Source organism: Pseudomonas sp. 18-147, assembly GCF_051048045.1.
GTDB classification, from domain to species: Bacteria; Pseudomonadota; Gammaproteobacteria; order Pseudomonadales; family Pseudomonadaceae; genus Pseudomonas; species Pseudomonas aeruginosa.
In genome coordinates, this window is sequence record NZ_CP182296.1 from 4,839,944 (window position 1) to 4,858,482 (window position 18,539).

The 18,539-nt window shown below is 68.2% G+C and carries 20 protein-coding genes; 12 read left to right on the plus strand and 8 right to left on the minus strand.

Going from position 1 to position 18,539, the window contains the following annotated elements; translation table 11 throughout:
• Genes ACM0M4_RS22950 through ACM0M4_RS22965 form a run of 4 tightly spaced genes read left to right on the plus strand, consistent with a single transcriptional unit; the run spans position 1 to position 4,061 of the window.
• On the plus strand, positions 1-984 hold the full coding sequence (locus tag ACM0M4_RS22950) for a tripartite tricarboxylate transporter substrate binding protein (protein WP_003085519.1): 984 nt from the start codon (positions 1-3) through the stop codon (positions 982-984).
• A 48-nt stretch (positions 985-1,032) separates the two neighbouring features.
• Positions 1,033-1,503 carry a tripartite tricarboxylate transporter TctB family protein gene (locus tag ACM0M4_RS22955; RefSeq protein WP_003101933.1) on the plus strand — a complete coding sequence of 157 codons (471 nt, stop codon included), beginning with the start codon at positions 1,033-1,035 and terminating at the stop codon, positions 1,501-1,503.
• Positions 1,504-1,513: 10 nt separating this feature from the next.
• Positions 1,514-3,031 carry a tripartite tricarboxylate transporter permease gene (locus tag ACM0M4_RS22960; RefSeq protein WP_003116509.1) on the plus strand — a complete coding sequence of 506 codons (1,518 nt, stop codon included), beginning with the start codon at positions 1,514-1,516 and terminating at the stop codon, positions 3,029-3,031.
• Positions 3,024-4,061 carry an AbrB family transcriptional regulator gene (locus ACM0M4_RS22965; protein WP_003114172.1) on the plus strand — a complete coding sequence of 346 codons (1,038 nt, stop codon included), beginning with the start codon at positions 3,024-3,026 and terminating at the stop codon, positions 4,059-4,061. Before ACM0M4_RS22960 ends, ACM0M4_RS22965 begins: the two co-directional genes overlap by 8 nt.
• 126 nt (positions 4,062-4,187) lie before the next feature.
• Here ACM0M4_RS22965 and ung read toward each other — a convergent pair whose 3' ends face one another.
• From ung to ACM0M4_RS22980, 3 genes are all read right to left on the minus strand, one after another.
• Positions 4,188-4,883, minus strand: a complete 696-nt coding sequence (gene ung / locus ACM0M4_RS22970; RefSeq protein ID WP_003106436.1) for a uracil-DNA glycosylase — start codon at positions 4,881-4,883, stop codon at positions 4,188-4,190.
• Between the two features lie 99 nt (positions 4,884-4,982).
• A complete protein-coding gene (locus ACM0M4_RS22975; protein ID WP_221345431.1) occupies positions 4,983-5,804 on the minus strand; it encodes a VanW family protein in 822 nt (273 codons plus the stop codon).
• A gap of 56 nt (positions 5,805-5,860) precedes the next feature.
• Positions 5,861-6,742, minus strand: a complete 882-nt coding sequence (locus tag ACM0M4_RS22980; protein ID WP_017148766.1) for an AraC family transcriptional regulator — start codon at positions 6,740-6,742, stop codon at positions 5,861-5,863.
• Positions 6,743-6,874: 132 nt separating this feature from the next.
• Here ACM0M4_RS22980 and ACM0M4_RS22985 point away from each other — a divergent pair, with 132 nt between their 5' ends.
• From ACM0M4_RS22985 to ACM0M4_RS23015, 7 genes are all read left to right on the plus strand, one after another.
• Complete coding sequence (locus ACM0M4_RS22985) at positions 6,875-8,383, plus strand: CoA-acylating methylmalonate-semialdehyde dehydrogenase (RefSeq protein ID WP_023122704.1); 1,509 nt, start codon at positions 6,875-6,877, stop codon at positions 8,381-8,383.
• A gap of 11 nt (positions 8,384-8,394) precedes the next feature.
• Positions 8,395-9,558, plus strand: a complete 1,164-nt coding sequence (locus ACM0M4_RS22990; protein WP_003085499.1) for an isobutyryl-CoA dehydrogenase — start codon at positions 8,395-8,397, stop codon at positions 9,556-9,558.
• A 65-nt stretch (positions 9,559-9,623) separates the two neighbouring features.
• Positions 9,624-10,442, plus strand: coding sequence for an enoyl-CoA hydratase (locus tag ACM0M4_RS22995; RefSeq protein ID WP_003085498.1), 819 nt, complete (start codon positions 9,624-9,626; stop codon positions 10,440-10,442).
• Positions 10,443-10,500: 58 nt separating this feature from the next.
• The gene (locus tag ACM0M4_RS23000; protein WP_003114169.1) at positions 10,501-11,604 is read left to right on the plus strand and encodes an enoyl-CoA hydratase/isomerase family protein; all 1,104 of its coding nucleotides are present in this window, start codon (positions 10,501-10,503) and stop codon (positions 11,602-11,604) included.
• 111 nt (positions 11,605-11,715) lie between these two features.
• Positions 11,716-12,612 (plus strand): 3-hydroxyisobutyrate dehydrogenase, encoded by an 897-nt coding sequence (mmsB, locus tag ACM0M4_RS23005; RefSeq protein WP_054376029.1) that lies wholly within the window; start codon positions 11,716-11,718, stop codon positions 12,610-12,612.
• Positions 12,613-12,668: 56 nt separating this feature from the next.
• Positions 12,669-13,313, plus strand: a complete 645-nt coding sequence (locus ACM0M4_RS23010) for a potassium channel family protein (protein WP_003085490.1) — start codon at positions 12,669-12,671, stop codon at positions 13,311-13,313.
• Between the two features lie 115 nt (positions 13,314-13,428).
• The gene (locus ACM0M4_RS23015) at positions 13,429-14,070 is read left to right on the plus strand and encodes an NAD(P)-dependent oxidoreductase (protein WP_003110820.1); all 642 of its coding nucleotides are present in this window, start codon (positions 13,429-13,431) and stop codon (positions 14,068-14,070) included.
• Between the two features lie 34 nt (positions 14,071-14,104).
• On the opposite strand, the gene ACM0M4_RS23020 is transcribed toward ACM0M4_RS23015, so the two are convergent.
• Positions 14,105-16,081, minus strand: coding sequence for an alkyl/aryl-sulfatase (locus tag ACM0M4_RS23020; protein ID WP_054376030.1), 1,977 nt, complete (start codon positions 16,079-16,081; stop codon positions 14,105-14,107).
• A 102-nt stretch (positions 16,082-16,183) separates the two neighbouring features.
• On the opposite strand from ACM0M4_RS23020, the gene ACM0M4_RS23025 reads away from it, so the two are divergent.
• Positions 16,184-17,098, plus strand: a complete 915-nt coding sequence (locus ACM0M4_RS23025) for a LysR family transcriptional regulator (protein WP_003116515.1) — start codon at positions 16,184-16,186, stop codon at positions 17,096-17,098.
• Positions 17,099-17,101: 3 nt separating this feature from the next.
• Here ACM0M4_RS23025 and ACM0M4_RS23030 read toward each other — a convergent pair whose 3' ends face one another.
• The 4 genes from ACM0M4_RS23030 to ACM0M4_RS23045 all read right to left on the minus strand — a co-directional run bounded on the left by ACM0M4_RS23030 (position 17,102) and on the right by ACM0M4_RS23045 (position 18,505).
• Positions 17,102-17,290, minus strand: coding sequence for a hypothetical protein (locus tag ACM0M4_RS23030; protein ID WP_003098351.1), 189 nt, complete (start codon positions 17,288-17,290; stop codon positions 17,102-17,104).
• A gap of 122 nt (positions 17,291-17,412) precedes the next feature.
• Entirely contained in the window at positions 17,413-17,658 is a 246-nt protein-coding gene (locus ACM0M4_RS23035) for a DUF1145 domain-containing protein (RefSeq protein ID WP_003085479.1), read from the minus strand.
• A gap of 116 nt (positions 17,659-17,774) precedes the next feature.
• On the minus strand, positions 17,775-18,230 hold the full coding sequence (locus ACM0M4_RS23040; RefSeq protein ID WP_003114164.1) for a hypothetical protein: 456 nt from the start codon (positions 18,228-18,230) through the stop codon (positions 17,775-17,777).
• 95 nt (positions 18,231-18,325) lie between these two features.
• Positions 18,326-18,505 (minus strand): hypothetical protein, encoded by a 180-nt coding sequence (locus ACM0M4_RS23045; protein WP_003098355.1) that lies wholly within the window; start codon positions 18,503-18,505, stop codon positions 18,326-18,328.
• Positions 18,506-18,539 lie beyond the last annotated feature (34 nt).

Consider the following 18,539-nt stretch of genomic DNA (forward strand, 5'->3'; position numbering starts at 1 on the left):
ATGATGATGAAACTGTCTTTTCGTCCCCTCGCCTTGGTTGCCGCCGGCCTGCTGCTGGCCGGCGCCGCCGTGGCCGAACCCAAGCGTCCCGAATGCATCGCCCCGGCGTCCCCCGGCGGCGGTTTCGACCTCACCTGCAAGCTGGCCCAGAGCGCCCTGGTCGAGGCCAAGCTGCTGAGCAAGCCGATGCGCGTCACCTACATGCCCGGCGGCGTCGGCGCGGTCGCCTATAACGCGGTGGTCGCCCAACGCCCGGGCGACGCCGGCACCATCACCGCCTTCTCCAGCGGCTCGCTGCTGAACCTGGCCCAGGGCAAGTTCGGCCGCTTCGACGAGAACGCGGTGAAATGGCTGGCCGCCATCGGCACCAGCTACGGCGCCATCGCGGTGCGCACCGACTCGCCCTACAAGAACCTCGACGACCTGGTGAAGGCGCTCAAGGCCGACCCGAGCAAGGTGGTGATCGGCTCCGGCGGCACCGTCGGCAGCCAGGACTGGATGCAGACCGCGCTGATCGCCAAGGCCGCCGGGATCAATCCGCGCGACCTGCGCTACGTGGCCCTGGAAGGCGGCGGCGAGATCGCCACCGCGCTGCTCGGCGGGCACATCCAGGTCGGCAGCACCGACATTTCCGACTCCATGCCGCACATCCTCAGCGGCGACATGCGCCTGCTCGCGGTGTTCTCCGAAGAACGCCTGCCAGAGGCGGCGATGGCCAACATCCCCACCGCCAAGGAACAGGGCTACGACATCGTCTGGCCGGTGGTTCGCGGGTTCTACCTCGGGCCGAAGGTCAGCGACGAAGACTACGCCTGGTGGAAGAACGCCTTCGACCAACTGCTGGCCTCCGAGGACTTCGCCAAGCTGCGCGACCAGCGCGAGCTGTTCCCCTTCGCCATGACCGGCGAGGAACTCGACGGCTACGTGAAGCAGCAGGTCCAGCAGTACAAGCAACTGGCCAAGGACTTCGGCCTGATCCAGTAAGCCAGCCCGCGCGCGGCCGGACCCCGGCCGCGCCACGAGGATCGTCCCATGACCCGTTCCAACCTGTACCAGCGCCTGTTCGCCGGGCTCTGGCTGCTCGCCTGCGTCGGCCTGGCGGTCGCCGGCTGGCGTTACCAGGCGCCGTTTTCCTACGAACCGGTCGGCCCGCGCGCCTACCCGCTGCTCTGCCTGGCGCTGATGGGCGCCGGCCTGGCGTGGCTGATCGCGCGGCCGACGCCGATCCGCCACGCCGAGGACGAACAACCGCTGGGCGGCGCCGTGCTGCTCAAGGTGCTCGCCTGCATCGCCCTGCTGCTGGTGTTCGCCGGCCTGTTCGAAACGCTCGGCTTCATCCTCAGCGCCGCCCTGGTCGGCTCCTGCATGGCCATTCTCTACGGCGCCCGGCCAATCCCTGCGGTGGTCACCGCGAGCCTGCTCGGGATCGGCCTCTACTGGCTGTTCGACCGCGCCCTGGACGTCCCGCTGCCGCTGGGCGTTCTCGACTTCCTGCCGCTGTGAGGACTTCGTGATGGAAACCTTGAACTACCTCGGCCAGGGCTTCGGCGTCGCGATGACGCCGACCAACCTGATCACCGCGCTGATCGGCACCCTGATCGGCACCATCGTAGGCCTGCTGCCAGGCCTCGGTCCGATCAACGGCGTGGCACTGCTGATCCCGGTGGCCTTCGCCCTCGGCCTGCCGCCGGAAACCGCGCTGATCCTGCTCGCCGCCGTATACCTGGGCTGCGAATACGGCGGGCGGATCAGCTCGATCCTGCTCAACATCCCCGGCGAAGCCTCGACCGTGATGACCACCCTCGACGGCTACCCGATGGCACGCAAGGGCCTGGCCGGCGTGGCCCTGTCGCTGTCGGCCTGGAGTTCGTTCATTGGCGCTTTCATCGCCACCTGCGGGATGGTCCTGTTCGCCCCGCTGCTGGCCAAGTGGGCGATCGCCTTCGGTCCGGCGGAATATTTCGTGCTGATGGTGTTCGCCATCGTCTGCCTCGGCGGGATGGCCGGCGACCGCCCGCTGAAGACCCTGCTGGCGGCGCTGCTCGGGCTGTTCCTGTCGAGCGTCGGGATCGACGCCAACAGCGGCGTGTACCGCTTCACCGGGGACAGCATCCACCTCGCCGACGGCATCCAGTTCGTGGTCCTGGTGCTGGGCCTGTTCTCGGTCAGCGAGATCCTCCTGCTGCTGGAGAAGACCCACCACGGCCAGGAGGCGGTGAAAGCCACCGGACGCATGCTGTTCAACTTCAAGGAGGCCGCCAGCGTATTCCTGGTCAACCTGCGCTGCGGTCTGCTCGGTTTCGTCATGGGCGTACTGCCCGGCGCCGGCGCGACCCTGGCAAGCGCGGTGGCCTATATGACCGAGAAGAAGCTGGCCGGTGCCAAGGGCGAGTTCGGCAAGGGCGACATGCGCGGCCTGGCCGCTCCCGAGACCGCCATCGGCGCCTCCGCCTGCGGCGCCATGGTGCCGATGCTGACCCTCGGCGTGCCCGGCTCGGGTACCACTGCGGTGATGATCGGCGCCCTGACCCTGTACAACATCACTCCCGGCCCGCTGCTGTTCCAGCAGCAACCGGACATCGTCTGGGGCCTGATCGCCTCGCTGTTCATCGCCAACGTCATGCTGATCATCCTCAACGTGCCGATGGTCCGCGTATTCACCCGCATCCTCGCGGTGCCGAACTGGGCCCTGGTGCCGGCCATCGCGATCATCACCGGGATCGGCGTGTACGGCGTGCATGCGACCACCTTCGACCTGTTCCTGATGGTCGGCATCGGCGTGATCGGCTATATCCTGCGCAAGCTCGACTTCCCGCTCTCGCCGCTGCTGCTGGGCTTCATCCTCGGTGGACTGATGGAGCAGAACCTGCGCCGCGCGCTGTCGATCTCCAACGGTGAACTGGGCATCCTCTGGTCGAGCCCGATCAGCCTGGTGACCTGGGCGCTGGTGGTGGTAATGCTGCTGTTGCCGCTGGTCCGCGCCTGGCGCCGCCGCGTGGCCCGTCGCGCGACAGGGCTGGCCGATGCCTGAGCGCGTCACCTGGAGGCTGTACTGGGCGACGCCGCTGGTGGGCGCCCTTGGCGGCTGGCTGGCAAGCCTGGTCGGCTGGCCGCTGCCGTGGATGATCGGCTCGCTGCTTGCGGTGATGCTGGTGCGTTGCCTGGCCGACCTGCCGCTGGCCGAAGTGCCGGGGGCACGCAAGTGCGGGCAATGGATCGTCGGCATCGGCATCGGCCTGCACTTCACCCCGGCAGTGATCGAGCAAGTGCTGGCGCATAGCGTGATCATCGTCTTCGGCGCCGTGGCCACCACGCTTTCCAGCGTGCTGGCGATCGCCTTCATGCGCCGCAGCGGCGAGGACCGCGCCACCGCGTTCTTCGCCAGCATGCCCGGTGGTGCCAGCGAGATGGTCAACCTCGGGCAGCGCCACGGCGCGGTGCTCAGCCGCGTCGCCGCAGCGCAGAGCCTGCGCCTGTTGCTGGTAGTGCTGCTGGTGCCGGCGGCGTTCCAGTACCTGCTCGGCGGCGGCCAGCCAGGCCCGCACCAGGCCGCGCCGGTGGACTGGCACTGGCTGGCCCTGCTGTTCCCGGCCGGGGCGCTGGTCGCGCTGGGCTGGCAGAAGTTGCGCCAACCCAATCCCTGGCTGCTCGGCCCGCTGTTGCTGGCGGCCGGCGTCAGCCTCGGCTTCGACCTGCATATCGGCCTGCCGGCCGGTTCCAGCGGCGTCGGCCAATGGCTGATCGGCAGCGCCCTGGGTTGCCATTTCAACCGCAGTTTCTTCCGCAGCGCTCCAGCCTTCGTCAGTCGTACCCTGGTCTGCACGCTGTGGATGATGTTCGCCGCGGCGCTCGCCGCCGAGTTGCTCGGCTGGCTGACCACCCTCGACCACCAGTCGCTGATGCTCGGCATGATGCCCGGCGGCATCGCCGAGCTGAGCCTGACCGCCGAAGCCTTGCAGCTCTCGGTGCCGCTGGTCACCGCCTTGCAGGTACTGAGGCTATTGCTGGTGCTGTTCCTCGCCGAGCCGTGCTTCCGCTACTGGAGGAAGCGCGCCGGCTGATCGAGCCACGCCGCCACACTGGATGTGTGGCGTTTTCCAGCCCGCCTCGTGCGGGCTTTTTTTTCCGGGCGCGGTCAGAGGCACACAGCGGCGCCCACCATGTGAAGAGCTGGGCGACAGCGGCCTTCAGAGGTCCGGCAGCGACCAGTCGATAGGCGTCTTGCCGTTCTGCTCGAGGAACTTGTTGGTGCGGCTGAAGTGGCCGTTGCCGAGGAAACCGCGGTAGGCCGACAACGGCGACGGGTGCGCCGACTTGAGAATCAGGTGGCGCTGCGGGTCGATCAGCTTCTGCTTGCTCTGCGCGTGGCTGCCCCAGAGCAGGAACACCAGGCGCTCGCAACGCTCGTTGACCACCTCGATGACGCGGTCGGTGAACGGCTGCCAGCCGGCATTGGCGTGGGAGCCGGCCTTGGCCTGCTCGACGGTCAGGGAGGTATTGAGCAACAGCACGCCCTGCTCCGCCCAGCGCTGCAGGTAGCCGTTGTTGGGAATCGGGATGTTCAGGTCGCGGTTGAGTTCCTTGTAGATGTTCTGCAAGGACGGCGGCGTCGGCACGCCGGGCTGCACCGAGAAGCACAGGCCGTGGGCCTGGCCTGGTCCGTGGTAGGGATCCTGGCCGATGATCACCACCTTGACGTTCTCCAGCGGCGTGGTGTTCAGCGCGTTGAAGATCAATGGCCCGGGCGGAAAGATCACCTTGCCGGCGGCCTTCTCCTGGCGCAGGAACTCGCCCAGTTGCTTCATGTAGGGCTTGTCGAATTCCTCGCGCAGCGCTTCCTTCCAACTCGCCTCGAGCTTGATGCGGTCGTCGTTATCGGTCATGGAACCCCCTGTCTCGGTACTGAAAAAGTCGTCCGGCCTTTTTCAGAAGGTCGCCGACAGCCTGTGGCCGCGGAACCGTAGAAAAGCCCGCCGCGCTTGTCAATCTCGGGACAGGCGGGCCTCTTCCACCGGATACTTCACGCGCACCCGGTTGCGGTACAGGCACTCGCTGGCCAGCAGGGTGCCGGCCTGGCCCTTTTCCCGGATGTCGCGCCAGATCTCGTTGAGCCTCAGCACCGCATCGTCGTCGCGGACAAAGCGCTGGGCCCTCTCATAGACGTGGTAGCGCACAGGGCGCGGCGCGCTGCACAGCAGTTCGCCTTCCAGTTGGTGGGCGGCGATATGGAAGCGCAGCTGGAAGGTATCCGCCGTCGGATTGTGCAGCACCAGGTCGATGAAGTTGTAGAAGATCGCCGCGCCCGAGCCGAACGGCAGGATCCGTCCCTCGTCGGGAAACGGGTCGAAGCTGTGGTTGGCCCGCTCCACCACGCGCAGCGGGGAATGCAGGGCCATCCAGTGGATCAGGTTGCTCAGTTGGCAGATGCCGCCGCCGATTCCGCTGCGCGCCTCGCCGAAGGACAACTCCATACCTTCGACGAAGCCACGCCGGGCGCTGGGCCGACCGACCAGCCGGCAGAACGAGAAGTACTCGCCGGGGCCGATGCTCACGCCGTTCATGCAGTCCACCGCCAGGCGCAGGTTGACCACCTTGTTGCGTTGCAGGGCGAGGTCGCTGTCGCCGAGGCGGCGGATCAACTTCGAGGTGTGCTTGATGTAGCGGTACGGCAGGCGCTCGTCGATCGATGGCAACCGCACGTAGCGACGGCCGCCAAGACGCCAGCGGCAGTGCCGCCAGAGACGTCGTTGCCAGACCCGCAGCCAGTAGAGCCAGGGGTGGTAGAGCGATAGGGGTTTGCGCATCGACGATCCTTGTCGGTCTCGGCCCACGGGCAGGATGCAGCATTATGCCCGGAGCACTAGCCCTGGTGCAGCGCCCGGTAGTGACTGGGCGCCATGCCCACCACCTTGCGGAACAGCCGCGAGAAGTAATAGGGATCGGCGTAGCCGAGCTGCTCGGCGATCTGCCGCACCTCCAGCGCGCCCTCGTCGAGCAGGCGGCAGGCATGGGCCATCTTCATCTGGATGAAATCCTGGATCGGCGCCTGGCCGGTCAGGGCGCGATAGGTCTTGGCGAAATGGAAGCGCGACAGCTTGAACTGCGCCGCCAGCTCGTCGAGGTTGAGGCTGTCGTGCAGGTGCGCGCGCATCAGCGCCTGCACCGCGTCGATGTCCAGCACCCGTCCGGATTTCAGGCTGGCCCGCGCCGGACGCACCGCCAGCGAGGTGAGCAGGCCCTGCAACAGGTGCGCGGCATGGATGAAGTGCGGCAGGCTGAGGCCCTGGCGACGCAGCGCCAGCAGCGCATCGAACTCCGCCAGCAGGCGCGGCTGCATGCCCAGGCGCAGGCGCGGGACGCTGCCCAGCGGACGCAGGAAATCCTCCGCCAGTCCGCCTTCGAAATGTACCCAGTAGATGCTCCAGGGCCGCTGCGAGTCGGCGCCGTAGGCATGTTCCCGGCCCTTGGGCAGGACCAGCAGGTCGCCGCCGCCGACCTCGACGCGCTCGCCGGCACACTCCAGCCAGCCGCGTCCGGCCCGGCAGTAGATCAACAGGTTGTCGTCCGGCGCGCGCCGCTGCATGTGGTGGCCATGCGCCTCCGGATAGTAACCGAGGGCCAGCGGGTAGCAGGCCTGGCCGAGCGGATGGCGGGCCAGGGCGCGACGCAGGCGGGGCGGCGTGATGAAACGCACACCCTGGTTGGGCAGGGGCCAGGCGGAGGTCTGTACGGAACGCTTCACGGCGACGCGACTCGGTAGTCTGAATCCCAAGATCGTCCATCCCTTGCGCAAGATCGTCAATCCACAGGCGGCTTGCGGCCGGCTATAACGACTCAAAACAACATCCCGGTCCACCGGGAAGCGGAGGCGACGATGGCCAAGGCAATCCCCCAGCTGATCGACGGCGAATGGCGCGGCAGCCGTTCCCGCGAGCTGGTCGAAGTCACCGATCCGGCGACCCAGGACGTCCTCGCGCTGGCGCCGAAGGCCACCGCCGACGAGATCGAGCAGGCCATCGCCAGCGCCCAGCGCGCCTTCGAGACCTGGCGCGAAGTCCCGGCTCCCGAGCGAGCGCGGTTGATGCTGCGCTACCAGCACCTGCTCAAGGAACACCACGACGAACTCGGCGAACTGCTGGCCCGGGAGACCGGCAAGAACCTCGCCGATGCCAAGGGCGACGTGTGGCGCGGCATCGAGGTGGTCGAACACGCCGCCAACGTGGCCAGCCTGATGATGGGCGAGACGGTGGAAAACGTCGCCCGCGAGATCGACACCACCAGTTGGATCCAGCCCCTCGGTGTGTGCGCCGGGATCACCCCGTTCAATTTCCCGGCGATGATCCCGCTGTGGATGTTCCCGCTGGCCATCGCCTGCGGCAACACCTTCGTCCTCAAGCCCTCCGAACAGGATCCGCTGACACCCAACCGCCTCGCCGAGCTGTTCCTCGAGGCCGGCGCGCCGAAGGGCGTGCTGCAGGTGATTCATGGCGGCCGCGAGCAGGTCGATGCCCTCCTCACCCACCCGGACATCCGGGCGATTTCCTTCGTCGGCTCGGTCGCCGTCGGCCAGCACGTGTACCGCACCGGCACCGCGCACCTGAAGCGGGTGCAGGCCTTCGCCGGGGCGAAGAACCACATGGTGATCCTCCCCGACGCGAACAAGGCCCAGGTTCTCGGCAACCTGGTCGGCGCCAGTTGCGGCGCCGCCGGCCAGCGCTGCATGGCGATCAGCGCGGCGGTGTTCGTCGGCGCGGCGCGCGAGTGGATTCCCGAACTGGCCGAGCGGATGGCCGCCCTGCGCCCCGGCCACTGGCAGGACCCGGACGCCGCCTATGGTCCGCTGATCAGCCCGCAGGCGCGCCAGCGCGTGCTGCGCCTGATCGCCGAAGGCAAGGCGGAAGGCGCCGAGTGCCTGCTCGACGGCTCGCAGTGCCAGGTCGAAGGCTATCCCAACGGCAACTGGCTCGGTCCCACCCTGTTCCGCGCAGTGACGCCGAAGATGGGCCTGTACCGCGAGGAAATCTTCGGCCCGGTGCTGGCCTGCCTGGAGGTGGAAAGCCTGGAAGAGGCCATCGCCCTGGTCAACGCCAACCCCTATGGCAATGGAACAAGCCTGTTCACCCGCTCCGGCGGCGCCGCTCGGCGCTACCAGCACGCGGTGCAGGTCGGCCAGGTGGGGATCAACGTGCCGATCCCGGTACCGCTGCCATTCTTCTCCTTCACCGGCTGGAAGGGTTCCTTCTACGGCGACCTGCACGCCTACGGCAAGCAGGCTGTGCGCTTCTATACCGAGACCAAGACCGTCACCAGCCGCTGGTTCGACGATGAACCGACGACCGACGAATCGTCGGCCGGCCCGAACATGACCATCCATCTCAAGTGACCCGAGGACCTATGGATTTCGACCTCACCGAAGAACAACGCCTGCTGGTGGAGAGCGCCCGCGCCTTCGCCCGCCACGAACTGGCGCCGAAGGCGGCCGACTGGGACCGCGACCATCACTTCCCGGTGGAAGTCATCCGCGCCGCCGCCGAACAGGGCTACCTCGGCCTGTACATCGCCGAGGAAGACGGCGGCCTGGGCCTGTCGCGGCTGTCCACTTCGCTGATCTTCGAGCAACTGGCCGCCGGCTGCGTGGCCACTACCGCCTACATCAGCATCCACAACATGGCCGCCTGGATGCTCGCCTCGTTCGGCGACGCGGCGCTGAAGGAGGCCTGGCTGCCCGGCCTGATCGGCGGCGAGTCGCTCGCCTCCTATTGCCTGACCGAGCCCGATGCCGGCTCCGACGCCGCGCGCCTGCGCACCCGCGCCCGCCGCGAGGGCGACGAATACGTGCTGGACGGCAGCAAGTGCTTCATTTCCGGCGCCGGCAGCACCCAGGTGCTGATCGTCATGGCGCGCACCGGCGAGGACGGCGCCAGGGGCATCTCCTGCTTCCTGGTGCCGGCCGACGCGCCCGGCATCCGCTACGGCCGCAACGAGGACAAGATGGGCTGGCGCGCGCAGCCGACCCGCACCATCACCTTCGAAGGCGTGCGCATCCCCGCCGGCAACCGCATCGGCCCGGAGGGCCAGGGCTTCGTCTATGCCATGAAAGGCCTCGACGGCGGCCGCCTGAACATCGCCAGTTGTTCCCTGGGCGCCGCCCAGGCGGCGCTGGAGCAGTCGATGCGCTACGTCGAGGAGCGCGAGCAGTTCGGCAAGCCGCTGGCGACCTTCCAGGCCTTGCAGTTCAAGCTCGCCGACATGCTCACCGAACTCACCGCCAGCCGCCAGATGGTCCGCCTCGGCGCCCATCGGCTGGACCGCGGCGACGCCGAGGCGACCCTGTACTGCGCAATGGCCAAGCGCTTCGCCACCGACCGCTGCTTCGATGTCTGCAACGAGGCCTTGCAACTGCACGGCGGCTACGGCTATCTCAACGATTATCCGCTGGAGCGCTGGGTACGCGACACCCGCGTGCACCAGATCCTCGAAGGCACCAACGAAATCATGCGGGTGATCGTCGCCCGCCGCCTGCTGGAGCAGGGTGGCATGCTCGATCGCCTGCTGTGAACGCCGCGAACCATCGCATCCGATAGTGCCGGGACGCCCCGGCCCATGATCCAGTGAGGGACTTCATGAACACTGCCGTCGAACCCTACAAGGCTTCCTCCTTCGACCTGACCCACAAGCTCACCGTGGAAAAGCACGGGCACACCGCGCTGATCACCATCAACCACCCGCCGGCCAACACCTGGGACCGCGACTCGCTGATCGGCCTCCGCCAACTGATCGAGCACCTCAACCGCGACGACGATATCTACGCCCTGGTAGTGACCGGCCAGGGGCCGAAGTTCTTCTCCGCCGGCGCCGACCTGAACATGTTCGCCGACGGCGACAAGGCCCGCGCTCGCGAGATGGCCCGCCGCTTCGGCGAAGCCTTCGAGGCGCTGCGCGATTTCCGCGGGGTGTCGATCGCGGCGATCAACGGCTACGCCATGGGCGGCGGGCTGGAGTGCGCCCTCGCCTGCGACATCCGCATCGCCGAGCGCCAGGCGCAGATGGCCCTGCCGGAGGCCGCGGTGGGCCTGCTGCCCTGCGCCGGCGGGACCCAGGCGCTGCCCTGGCTGGTGGGCGAAGGCTGGGCCAAGCGGATGATCCTCTGCAACGAGCGGGTGGATGCGGAAACCGCCCTGCGCATCGGCCTGGTCGAACAGGTGGTGGACAGCGGCGAGGCGCGCGGCGCCGCCCTGCTGCTGGCGGCCAAGGTGGCACGCCAGAGCCCGGTGGCGATCCGCACCATCAAGCCGCTGATCCAGGGTGCCCGCGAACGCGCGCCGAACACCTGGCTGCCGGAGGAGCGCGAGCGCTTCGTCGATCTGTTCGACGCCCAGGACACCCGCGAAGGGGTCAACGCCTTCCTCGAGAAGCGCGATCCCAAGTGGCGCAACTGCTGAGCCTTCCCATCGAACCCGGCGGGCTGCGCCACAGCCCGCCCGAGCCGAGAGCCCCGACATGAACGTGCTTTTCGAAGAACGCCCGAGCCTGCATGGCTTCCGCATCGGCATTGCCACCCTGGATGCGGAAAAGAGCCTGAACGCCCTGTCCCTGCCGATGATCGAGGCCCTGGCGGCGAAACTCGACGCCTGGGCCGAGGACGCCGGCATCGCCTGCGTGCTGTTGCGCGGCAACGGCGCCAAGGCCTTTTGCGCCGGCGGCGACGTGCGCAAGCTGGTGGACGCCTGCCGTGAGCAACCCGGCGAGGTACCGGCCCTGGCGCGACGCTTCTTCGCCGATGAATACCGCCTCGACTACCGCATCCACACCTACCCGAAACCCTTCATCTGCTGGGCCCACGGCTATGTAATGGGCGGCGGCATGGGGCTGATGCAGGGTGCCGGGATTCGCATCGTCACCCCGTCCAGCCGCCTGGCGATGCCGGAGATCGGCATCGGCCTGTACCCGGACGTCGGCGCCAGCTGGTTCCTCGCCCGCCTGCCCGGCAGGCTCGGCCTGTTCCTCGGCCTGAGCGCGGCGCAGATGAACGCCCGCGACGCTCTCGACCTCGACCTGGCCGACCGCTTCCTTCTCGACGACCAGCAGGACGCCCTGCTCGCCGGCCTGGTGCAGATGAACTGGAACGAGTCGCCCCAGGTGCAACTTCACAGCCTGCTTCGCGCCCTCGAACACGAGGCCCGCGGCGAACTGCCGGAGGCCCAGTTGCTCCCGCGCCGGCCGCGCCTGGACGCACTGCTCGACCAGCCGGACCTGGCGAGCGCCTGGCAGGCGCTGGTGGCGCTGCGCGACGACGCCGACCCGCTGCTTGCGCGTGGCGCGAAGACCCTGGCCGAGGGCTGCCCGATGACCGCGCATCTGGTCTGGCAGCAGATCGAGCGTGCGCGCTACCTGTCGCTGGCCGAGGTGTTCCGCCTGGAATACGCCATGAGCCTGAACTGCACGCGCCATCCGGACTTCGCCGAGGGGGTACGCGCAAGGCTGATCGATCGCGACAACGCACCGAACTGGCATTGGCCGCAGGTGGAATCGATCCCGCAGGCGGTGATCGAGGCGCACTTCGAGCCGACCTGGGAGGGCGAGCATCCGCTGGCGGGGCTCTGATCCGCCGCGCCGCCCTCTGCCGAAGGAGGGCGCGGGCCCGCCACGTCCATAGCGTCTAAGCTGTTTCACAGCATCCCCAAGAGGCCTCGCGGCCGCCACAGGAGGAGCTCCATGAAACAGATCGCCTTCATCGGCCTCGGCCACATGGGCGCGCCGATGGCCACCAACCTGCTCAAGGCCGGCTACCTGCTGAACGTCTTCGACCTGGTGCAGAGCGCCGTCGACGGCCTGGTCGCCGCCGGCGCCAGCGCCGCCCGCAGCGCCCGCGACGCGGTGCAGGGCGCCGACGTGGTCATCAGCATGCTGCCGGCCAGCCAGCACGTCGAAGGCCTGTACCTCGACGACGATGGCCTGCTCGCGCACATCGCCCCCGGCACCCTGGTGCTGGAATGCTCGACCATCGCCCCGACCTCGGCGCGCAAGGTCCACGCCGCCGCCCGCGAGCGCGGCCTGGCGATGCTCGACGCGCCGGTGTCCGGCGGCACTGCCGGCGCGGCAGCCGGCACCCTGACCTTCATGGTCGGCGGCGACGACGAAGCCCTGGAGAAGGCCCGGCCGCTGTTCGAGGCCATGGGTCGCAACATCTTCCATGCCGGCCCCGACGGCGCCGGCCAGGTGGCCAAGGTGTGCAACAACCAGCTCCTCGCGGTGCTGATGATCGGTACCGCAGAAGCCATGGCCCTGGGCGTGGCCAACGGCCTCGACGCGAAGGTGCTGGCCGAGATCATGCGCCGCAGCTCCGGTGGCAACTGGGCGCTGGAAGTCTACAACCCCTGGCCGGGGGTTATGGAGAACGCTCCGGCGTCGCGCGACTACAGCGGCGGCTTCATGGCCCAGTTGATGGCCAAGGACCTCGAGCTGGCCCAGGAAGCCGCCCAGGCCAGCGCCAGCAGCACGCCGATGGGCAGCCTGGCGCTGAGCCTGTACCGTCTGCTGCTGAAGCAGGGCTATGCGGAGCGGGACTTTTCCGTGGTGCAGAAATTGTTCGATCCGACCCAAGGCCAATAGACAGGCAGGCGGGTCCGCGCCCAGGCTGGTCGATTCGACGATGCGAGGAGCCCGCCTTGAACGCCCTGCTGCTGCGTTACCGTTTCCGCCTGCTGTTCTTTTCCACCGTGCTGTTCACGGCGATCCTCGGCCTGCCGTCGAGCACCAAGCCACGGGTGCTCGGCAGCCTCCTGCTGCTGGTGCTGGCCGGGATGAACACCTTGCGCAGACGCAGTCCGCTGGTCTACCTGACGGCCTTCTTCGGCCTGTTCAGCCTGGCCCTGTACACCACTGCGGACTTCAGCAGTCCCTACTCCAGCCTGCCGCCCGGCCTGCTGCGCGGGCTGAGCCTGATCCTGCTGTACCTGACCCTGTTCGCCGCGCTGTTCCGCCGCGTCACCCAGGAGCGCCCGGTGACCCACGAGCTGCTCTACGGACTCTGCGCGCTCTACCTGCAGATGGCGCTGGCCTTCGCTCTCGCCTACTACATGGTCGAACAGATGCAGCCGGCCAGCTTCATCGCCAGCCATGGCGCACTCGGCCTGGATACCTTCGTCTACTACAGCCTGGTGACCCTGACCACCGTGGGCTACGGCGACATCCAGGCGATCAACCCGCTGGCGCGCCTGCTGGCCGGCAGCGAAGGAGTGATCGGGGTCCTGTTCATCGCCCTCGCCGTGGCCCGCAGCCTGACCCTGATGAGCGACAGCGAGGAGGTCTGATTATTAAGCTGAGCTAACGAGTGCATCCCCCGCGCAGCGGTTTATCCCGGCGAGCGCAGGGCGGATGATGCTGATCGACGCCGCTCTGCGGCATTTCTCGAACGGAAGGTGCAGCATGAAAATCGCCCTGATCGGCGCCACCGGCCACGTCGGCCACTATTTCCTCAACGAAGCCCTGCAACGCGGCCACGCGGTGACCGCCCTGGTCCGCGACCCGAGCAAGCTGGCGGCGCGCGACGGCCTCTGCGTAGTGCAGGCGGACGTCAGCGACCCGGCCCAGGTGGCCAGCGCCGTGGCAGGCCACGAAGTGGTCATCAGCGCTTTCAACGGCGGCTGGGGTAGCGCCGACCTCCGCGCCCGCCACGCCGCCGGCAGCCAGGCCATTCTCGACGGCGTGAAACGCTCCGGCGTGCCGCGCCTGCTGGTTCTCGGCGGCGCCGGGAGCCTGGAGATCGCCCCCGGCCAGCGCCTGGTGGACAGCCCGGAATTCCCCGAGCAGTGGAAGCAGGGCGCCCTCGGCGCCGCCGACGCCCTCGACCAACTGCGCGGCGAGCAACGACTGGACTGGGTGTTCCTCAGCCCGGCGATGCTCCTCGAACCCGGCCAGCGCAGCGGCAAGTTCCGCCTCGGCGGCGACCAGGTCCTGTTTGACGCCAAGGGCGAGAGCCGGATTTCCCTGGAAGACCTGGCGGTAGCCATGCTCGACGAGGCCGAGCAGCCCCGTCATCATCGCCAGCGCTTCACCGTGGCCTACTGAAAAGACCAGGCGCCCCTCTCGGGCGCCTTCGTCGTCAGCCTTCGGACTTCGCCGCCGGCGTGACGATATCGAACCAGAAGTCGAAGTCGCCGAGCATGCCGAACAGTTGCCCCAGCAACAGCGGATTGCCGGAACTCTTCAGCTTGCCCTCGAAGACCAGGCGTACCGCCGATACCTCTTTGAGCAGCAGCCGGTTGAGATCGGCGCGGTCGATGCTCACGGTCTGCCCGGCGTCCTCGCTCTGCACGCCGCGCAGGTTGTTCAGGTGCGAGTTCTTCAGTTCCAGCAGGTAGTTCTCACCGATGTCCGGCAGGCGCAGGTTGATGCTCAGCGCCTTGCCCTCCGCAGCGCCGGCGTCCAGGCGCACGCCGAGATAGTCGAACAGCAGGCCGGTGTCCATCGCCGCCAGGGCATCGGCGCTGCCGGCCTTCATCGTCGGCTGGTCGCGCGGTACGCCGTGGCGCAGTTCGTAGGCGGCGCTGAGGTAGCTGTTGCGCCAGCCGGCGTTCTCCGCCTGGTAGCCGAGTTGCTCCAGGGCGTCGGCCTGCAGCTCGCGCGCGGCCCGGTTATCCGGCTCGGCGAAGACCAGCCTGTTGACCACCTCGACCACCCAACGGTATTCGCCCCTGGCGTACGACGCCCGCGCTTGCTCCAACAGGCGCTCGGCGCCGCCCATGTATTCCACGTAGCGGCCCGCCGAGTCCTCCGGGCTGAGCGGGTCGAGGGTCGCCGGGTTGCCGTCGTAGTAGCCCAGGTAGCGGTTCAGCACGGCCCGTGCGTTATGGCTGACCGAGCCGTGGTAGCCGCGGTCGTACCATTCCTGGTCGAGGCTGGGCGGCAGGCGCAGGCGGTTGTGCACCTGGCCGATGGTCACGCCCTGGTTGGCCAGGTGCAGGGTCTGGTCGTGCAGGTAGCCGTACAGGTCGCGCTGCTTCTCCAGCACCTCGACGATCTCCGCGTTGCCCCAGCGCGGCCAGTTGTGCACCGCGAACATCACCTCGGCCTGCCTGCCGAAACGATGCAGCGCCTGGTTGATGTACTTGCTCCAGCCCAGCGCATCACGTACCTCGGCGCCGCGCAGGGTGTACAGGTTGTGCAGGGTACCGACCACGTTCTCGGCCATCAGCAGGGCCTTCTGCCGCGGCAGCCAGATGTTCATCTCCGCCGGCGACTCGGTGCCCGGCGTGTTCTGGAAGGTGAACGGCACGCCGTCCAGCACCAGGTCCTCGCCCTCGCCTTCGATCAGGCGGGTCGGCGCCAGCAGGCTCAGCGGTCCGCGCGCCAATCCCTTGCCGATGGCCATGTCGACCTGCCCCTGCGGCCCCTTGGGCAGTTGCGTGCCGTACTGGTAGGTGGCGCGGCGCATCATGGCGTTGCCGGCCAGGACGTTCTCCTTGATCGCCGCCTCCATGAAGCCGGCCGGAGCGATGATCTGCACCGCGCCGCTGGCGACCTGCTGTGGCTCTACCAGACCGCGCACGCCTCCAAAGTGATCGGCGTGGGCGTGGCTGTAGATCACCGTACGGATCGGCCTCTCGCCCAGCTCGCGGCTGACCAGTTCGTAGGTCGCCCTGGCGGTGGCCGGGGTGGTCAGGGTGTCGACCACGATCCAGCCGCTGTCGCCGCGGATGAAGGTGATGTTGGCCAGGTCGAAGCCGCGCACCTGGTAGATACCCTCGGCAACCTCGAACAAGCCGTACTTGAGATTGAGCAGGGCCTGGCGTTGCAGGCTGGGATTGATGCTGTCGCGAGGCTTGCCGTCGAGGAGGAAGTCGTAGCCACCGAGCTGCCAGGCGACGCTGCCGTCGGGGTTGCGGATGAGTAACCGCTCCGGGCGCCGGATCAGGCCGCGTTCGGCGCGCTCGAAGTCGGCGCGGTCGGCGAAGGGCAATTCCGCTTCGACCCGCCGCTGGGCCTCGACGGTGAAGGCACTGGGCGGTTTGGGCGCGGTGGTTTCGGCGGCGCCGGCGAGCAGCGGGGCGAGCGCCAGGAGTGCGAGCAGACGGCTCATCGGATACTCCGTTTTATTGTTGTGGGCTTCGGCTGGCACTATGCCGAGCGGCACGGCAATAATTCCAATGCATTCCAGGTCCACATTCGATGCGGAGTCCGCATGAGCGATCTACGCCAGTTCCGCCACTTCGTCGCCCTCGCCGAGCACGGCCACTATGCCCGCGCCGCCGAAGCGGTGAATCTCAGCCAGCCGGCGCTGTCACGCAGCATCCAGGCGCTGGAGGGACAGTTGGGTTGCACCCTGGTGGAGCGCGGCAGCCGCGGCGTGGCCCTCACGGCCCACGGCCGGCTGGTGCTGGAACACGCTCGGCGCCTGCTGGCCGGGCATCGCGCACTGCACAACGCGGTGAGCCAGTTGGCCAATCTCGACAGCGGCGAGCTACGCCTGGGCGGCGGTCCCTTCCCCGCCGCACGGCTGTTGCCCGAGGCACTGGCCGGTTTCTCCAGCGCCCACCCACGCGTGCGCGTCGTACTGCTCATCGAAGACTGGCAGACCCTACGCCAGCGCCTGCTGGATGACGCCGTCGAACTCTTCGTCGCCGATATCCGCGAGCTGCAAGGCGATCCGCAGTTGCGCATCCACCCGCTACGCGAGTATCCCGGCGTACTCTTCTGCCGCCCCGGCCATCCGTTGCTGCGTCTGGTGAGGCCGAGCGCCGAGCAACTGGCCGACTACCCGCTGGCCGGCCCGCGCCTGCCCGAGGCAGTCCGCGGCGACCTGGCGCGCCTGCTGCAACGCGAAGAACCGCTCGGCATACAGTGCGACGACGTGCTGATGCTCAAGGGCCTGGTCGGCTCCAGCGAGCTGATCAGCCTGGCGCCCTGGGACGTGGTTGCCGCCGACGTCGAGGCCGGCCGCCTGGCGCTGCTGCCCTGGCCCGCCGGCGCCGAGCCCGCCCGCGCCAAGGGCTCCGCCTACGGTCTGGTCAGCCGCGCCGGCCGCAGCCTGTCGCCGGCCGCGGCAGTGTTCGTCGAGCGGGTGCTGGAACAGGACCGGCGCTTCGCCGCCACCTGAGGATCAGCGCCAGCGAGCGTCGTCGCGGCGCTCCTGCCAGGAACGGTTCCAGTCGCGCCCGCGGTTGTCACGGTCGCGGTCGTGATAGCGCTCGTAGCGGTAGTCGGGACGATGCCGGTGGTCGTTGCGGTCGTAGACCACGCAGGCCGACAGCGGCAGGACGAGGATCAGCAGGGAAAGCAAACGACGCATGGCGCCTCCTGTGCGGTTCCGGCCTCTCCTGCGGATGCGGGAGGATTGCCTGTTCCGGAACCTGCACATCGGACTGCGCGGCGCGCGGGCGGTGCCCGCGGCGAGAGTAAAGCCTGGGTAAATCAGCCGAGGCTACGCAGGTGCAGGACGCCGAACAGCAGCACCTGAAGGCGCTCCAGCCAAGGTGCCGGGCGCGCCTTGAGACGCCCGTTGAGCAGCAGGATCTCGGCGGCATGGACCAGCACCAGCACGCCGGACAACAGCAGGATCGGTCGATGCAACTCGCCCAGCGGGTAGGCCAGGTTGACCAGCGCGACGAGCCAGAACATCGCCAGGGCGCCCTTGGCGAACGACAGAAAATGACTCATGGGAACCTCCTCGTTTCGGTATCGGCAGAGTGTGCCGAGCAAATGCGCCAAGAGGGTCCGCACTTTCGACTGGAAAGCACGACGGCGCCCGCAGGCGCCGCCTTTCCTTGCGCACCTCAGTTGCGCCAGCGAGGTGTCCCGCCCTGCTGGCCCTGGTGTCCCGGACGATCCTGCCGACCGTGTTGTTGCCAGCGTTGCGGAGAATGCCCGCGCCATTGCGGCTGGCCGCCGCGCTGCCAGTTGCCCGGATGCCGCTCGCCACGATGGGCCGGGCGCGATTCGTGGTAGCGCTGCTGGTAGCGATATTGCTCGCGCCGGTAGTCGCGGTGGCCATCGTAGCGGCGTGGCGCCGGGTAGTAGCGTTGGTCGTAGTAGCGCGTCGAGTAGTAGCGCCGTTCGCTGCGCCAGCCATCGTCATACACGCGATAGCGCGGCACTTCGTAGGCGTAGCCGTAGGGCTGGCCGCGATAGTGGCGCCAATCGCCGTCATCGTAGTCGTAGTCATACACCGCGCAGCCACCCAGGCTGGCGAGAAGCAGAAGAAGCGGGACTCTCAGGAATGTGCGCCACATGGCAGCCTCCTGCGGCCCCGCTGCCGACCGGCCGGACGACCGGCGACGCCGCGAGGCGCGCATACGACGTGAAGACTCGGGAAATGGAAGTGGGCTCAGCACCAGCCTTTCTTGGCGTGGCCCGGAGGACAATGGGGCGGGCCGCCGCGATCGTAGCCGTAGTAGCCATCGTCGAACGGATCCAGTTCGACGTAGGCGCCCGGCACCCGAACGCTGCAACCGCTCATCAGGAAGGCCGCCAGTAGCAGCCCGAACAATCGCATGACCATCAGCATTCTCCTTCATCGCAGAACGCAGCCGAACCACGCC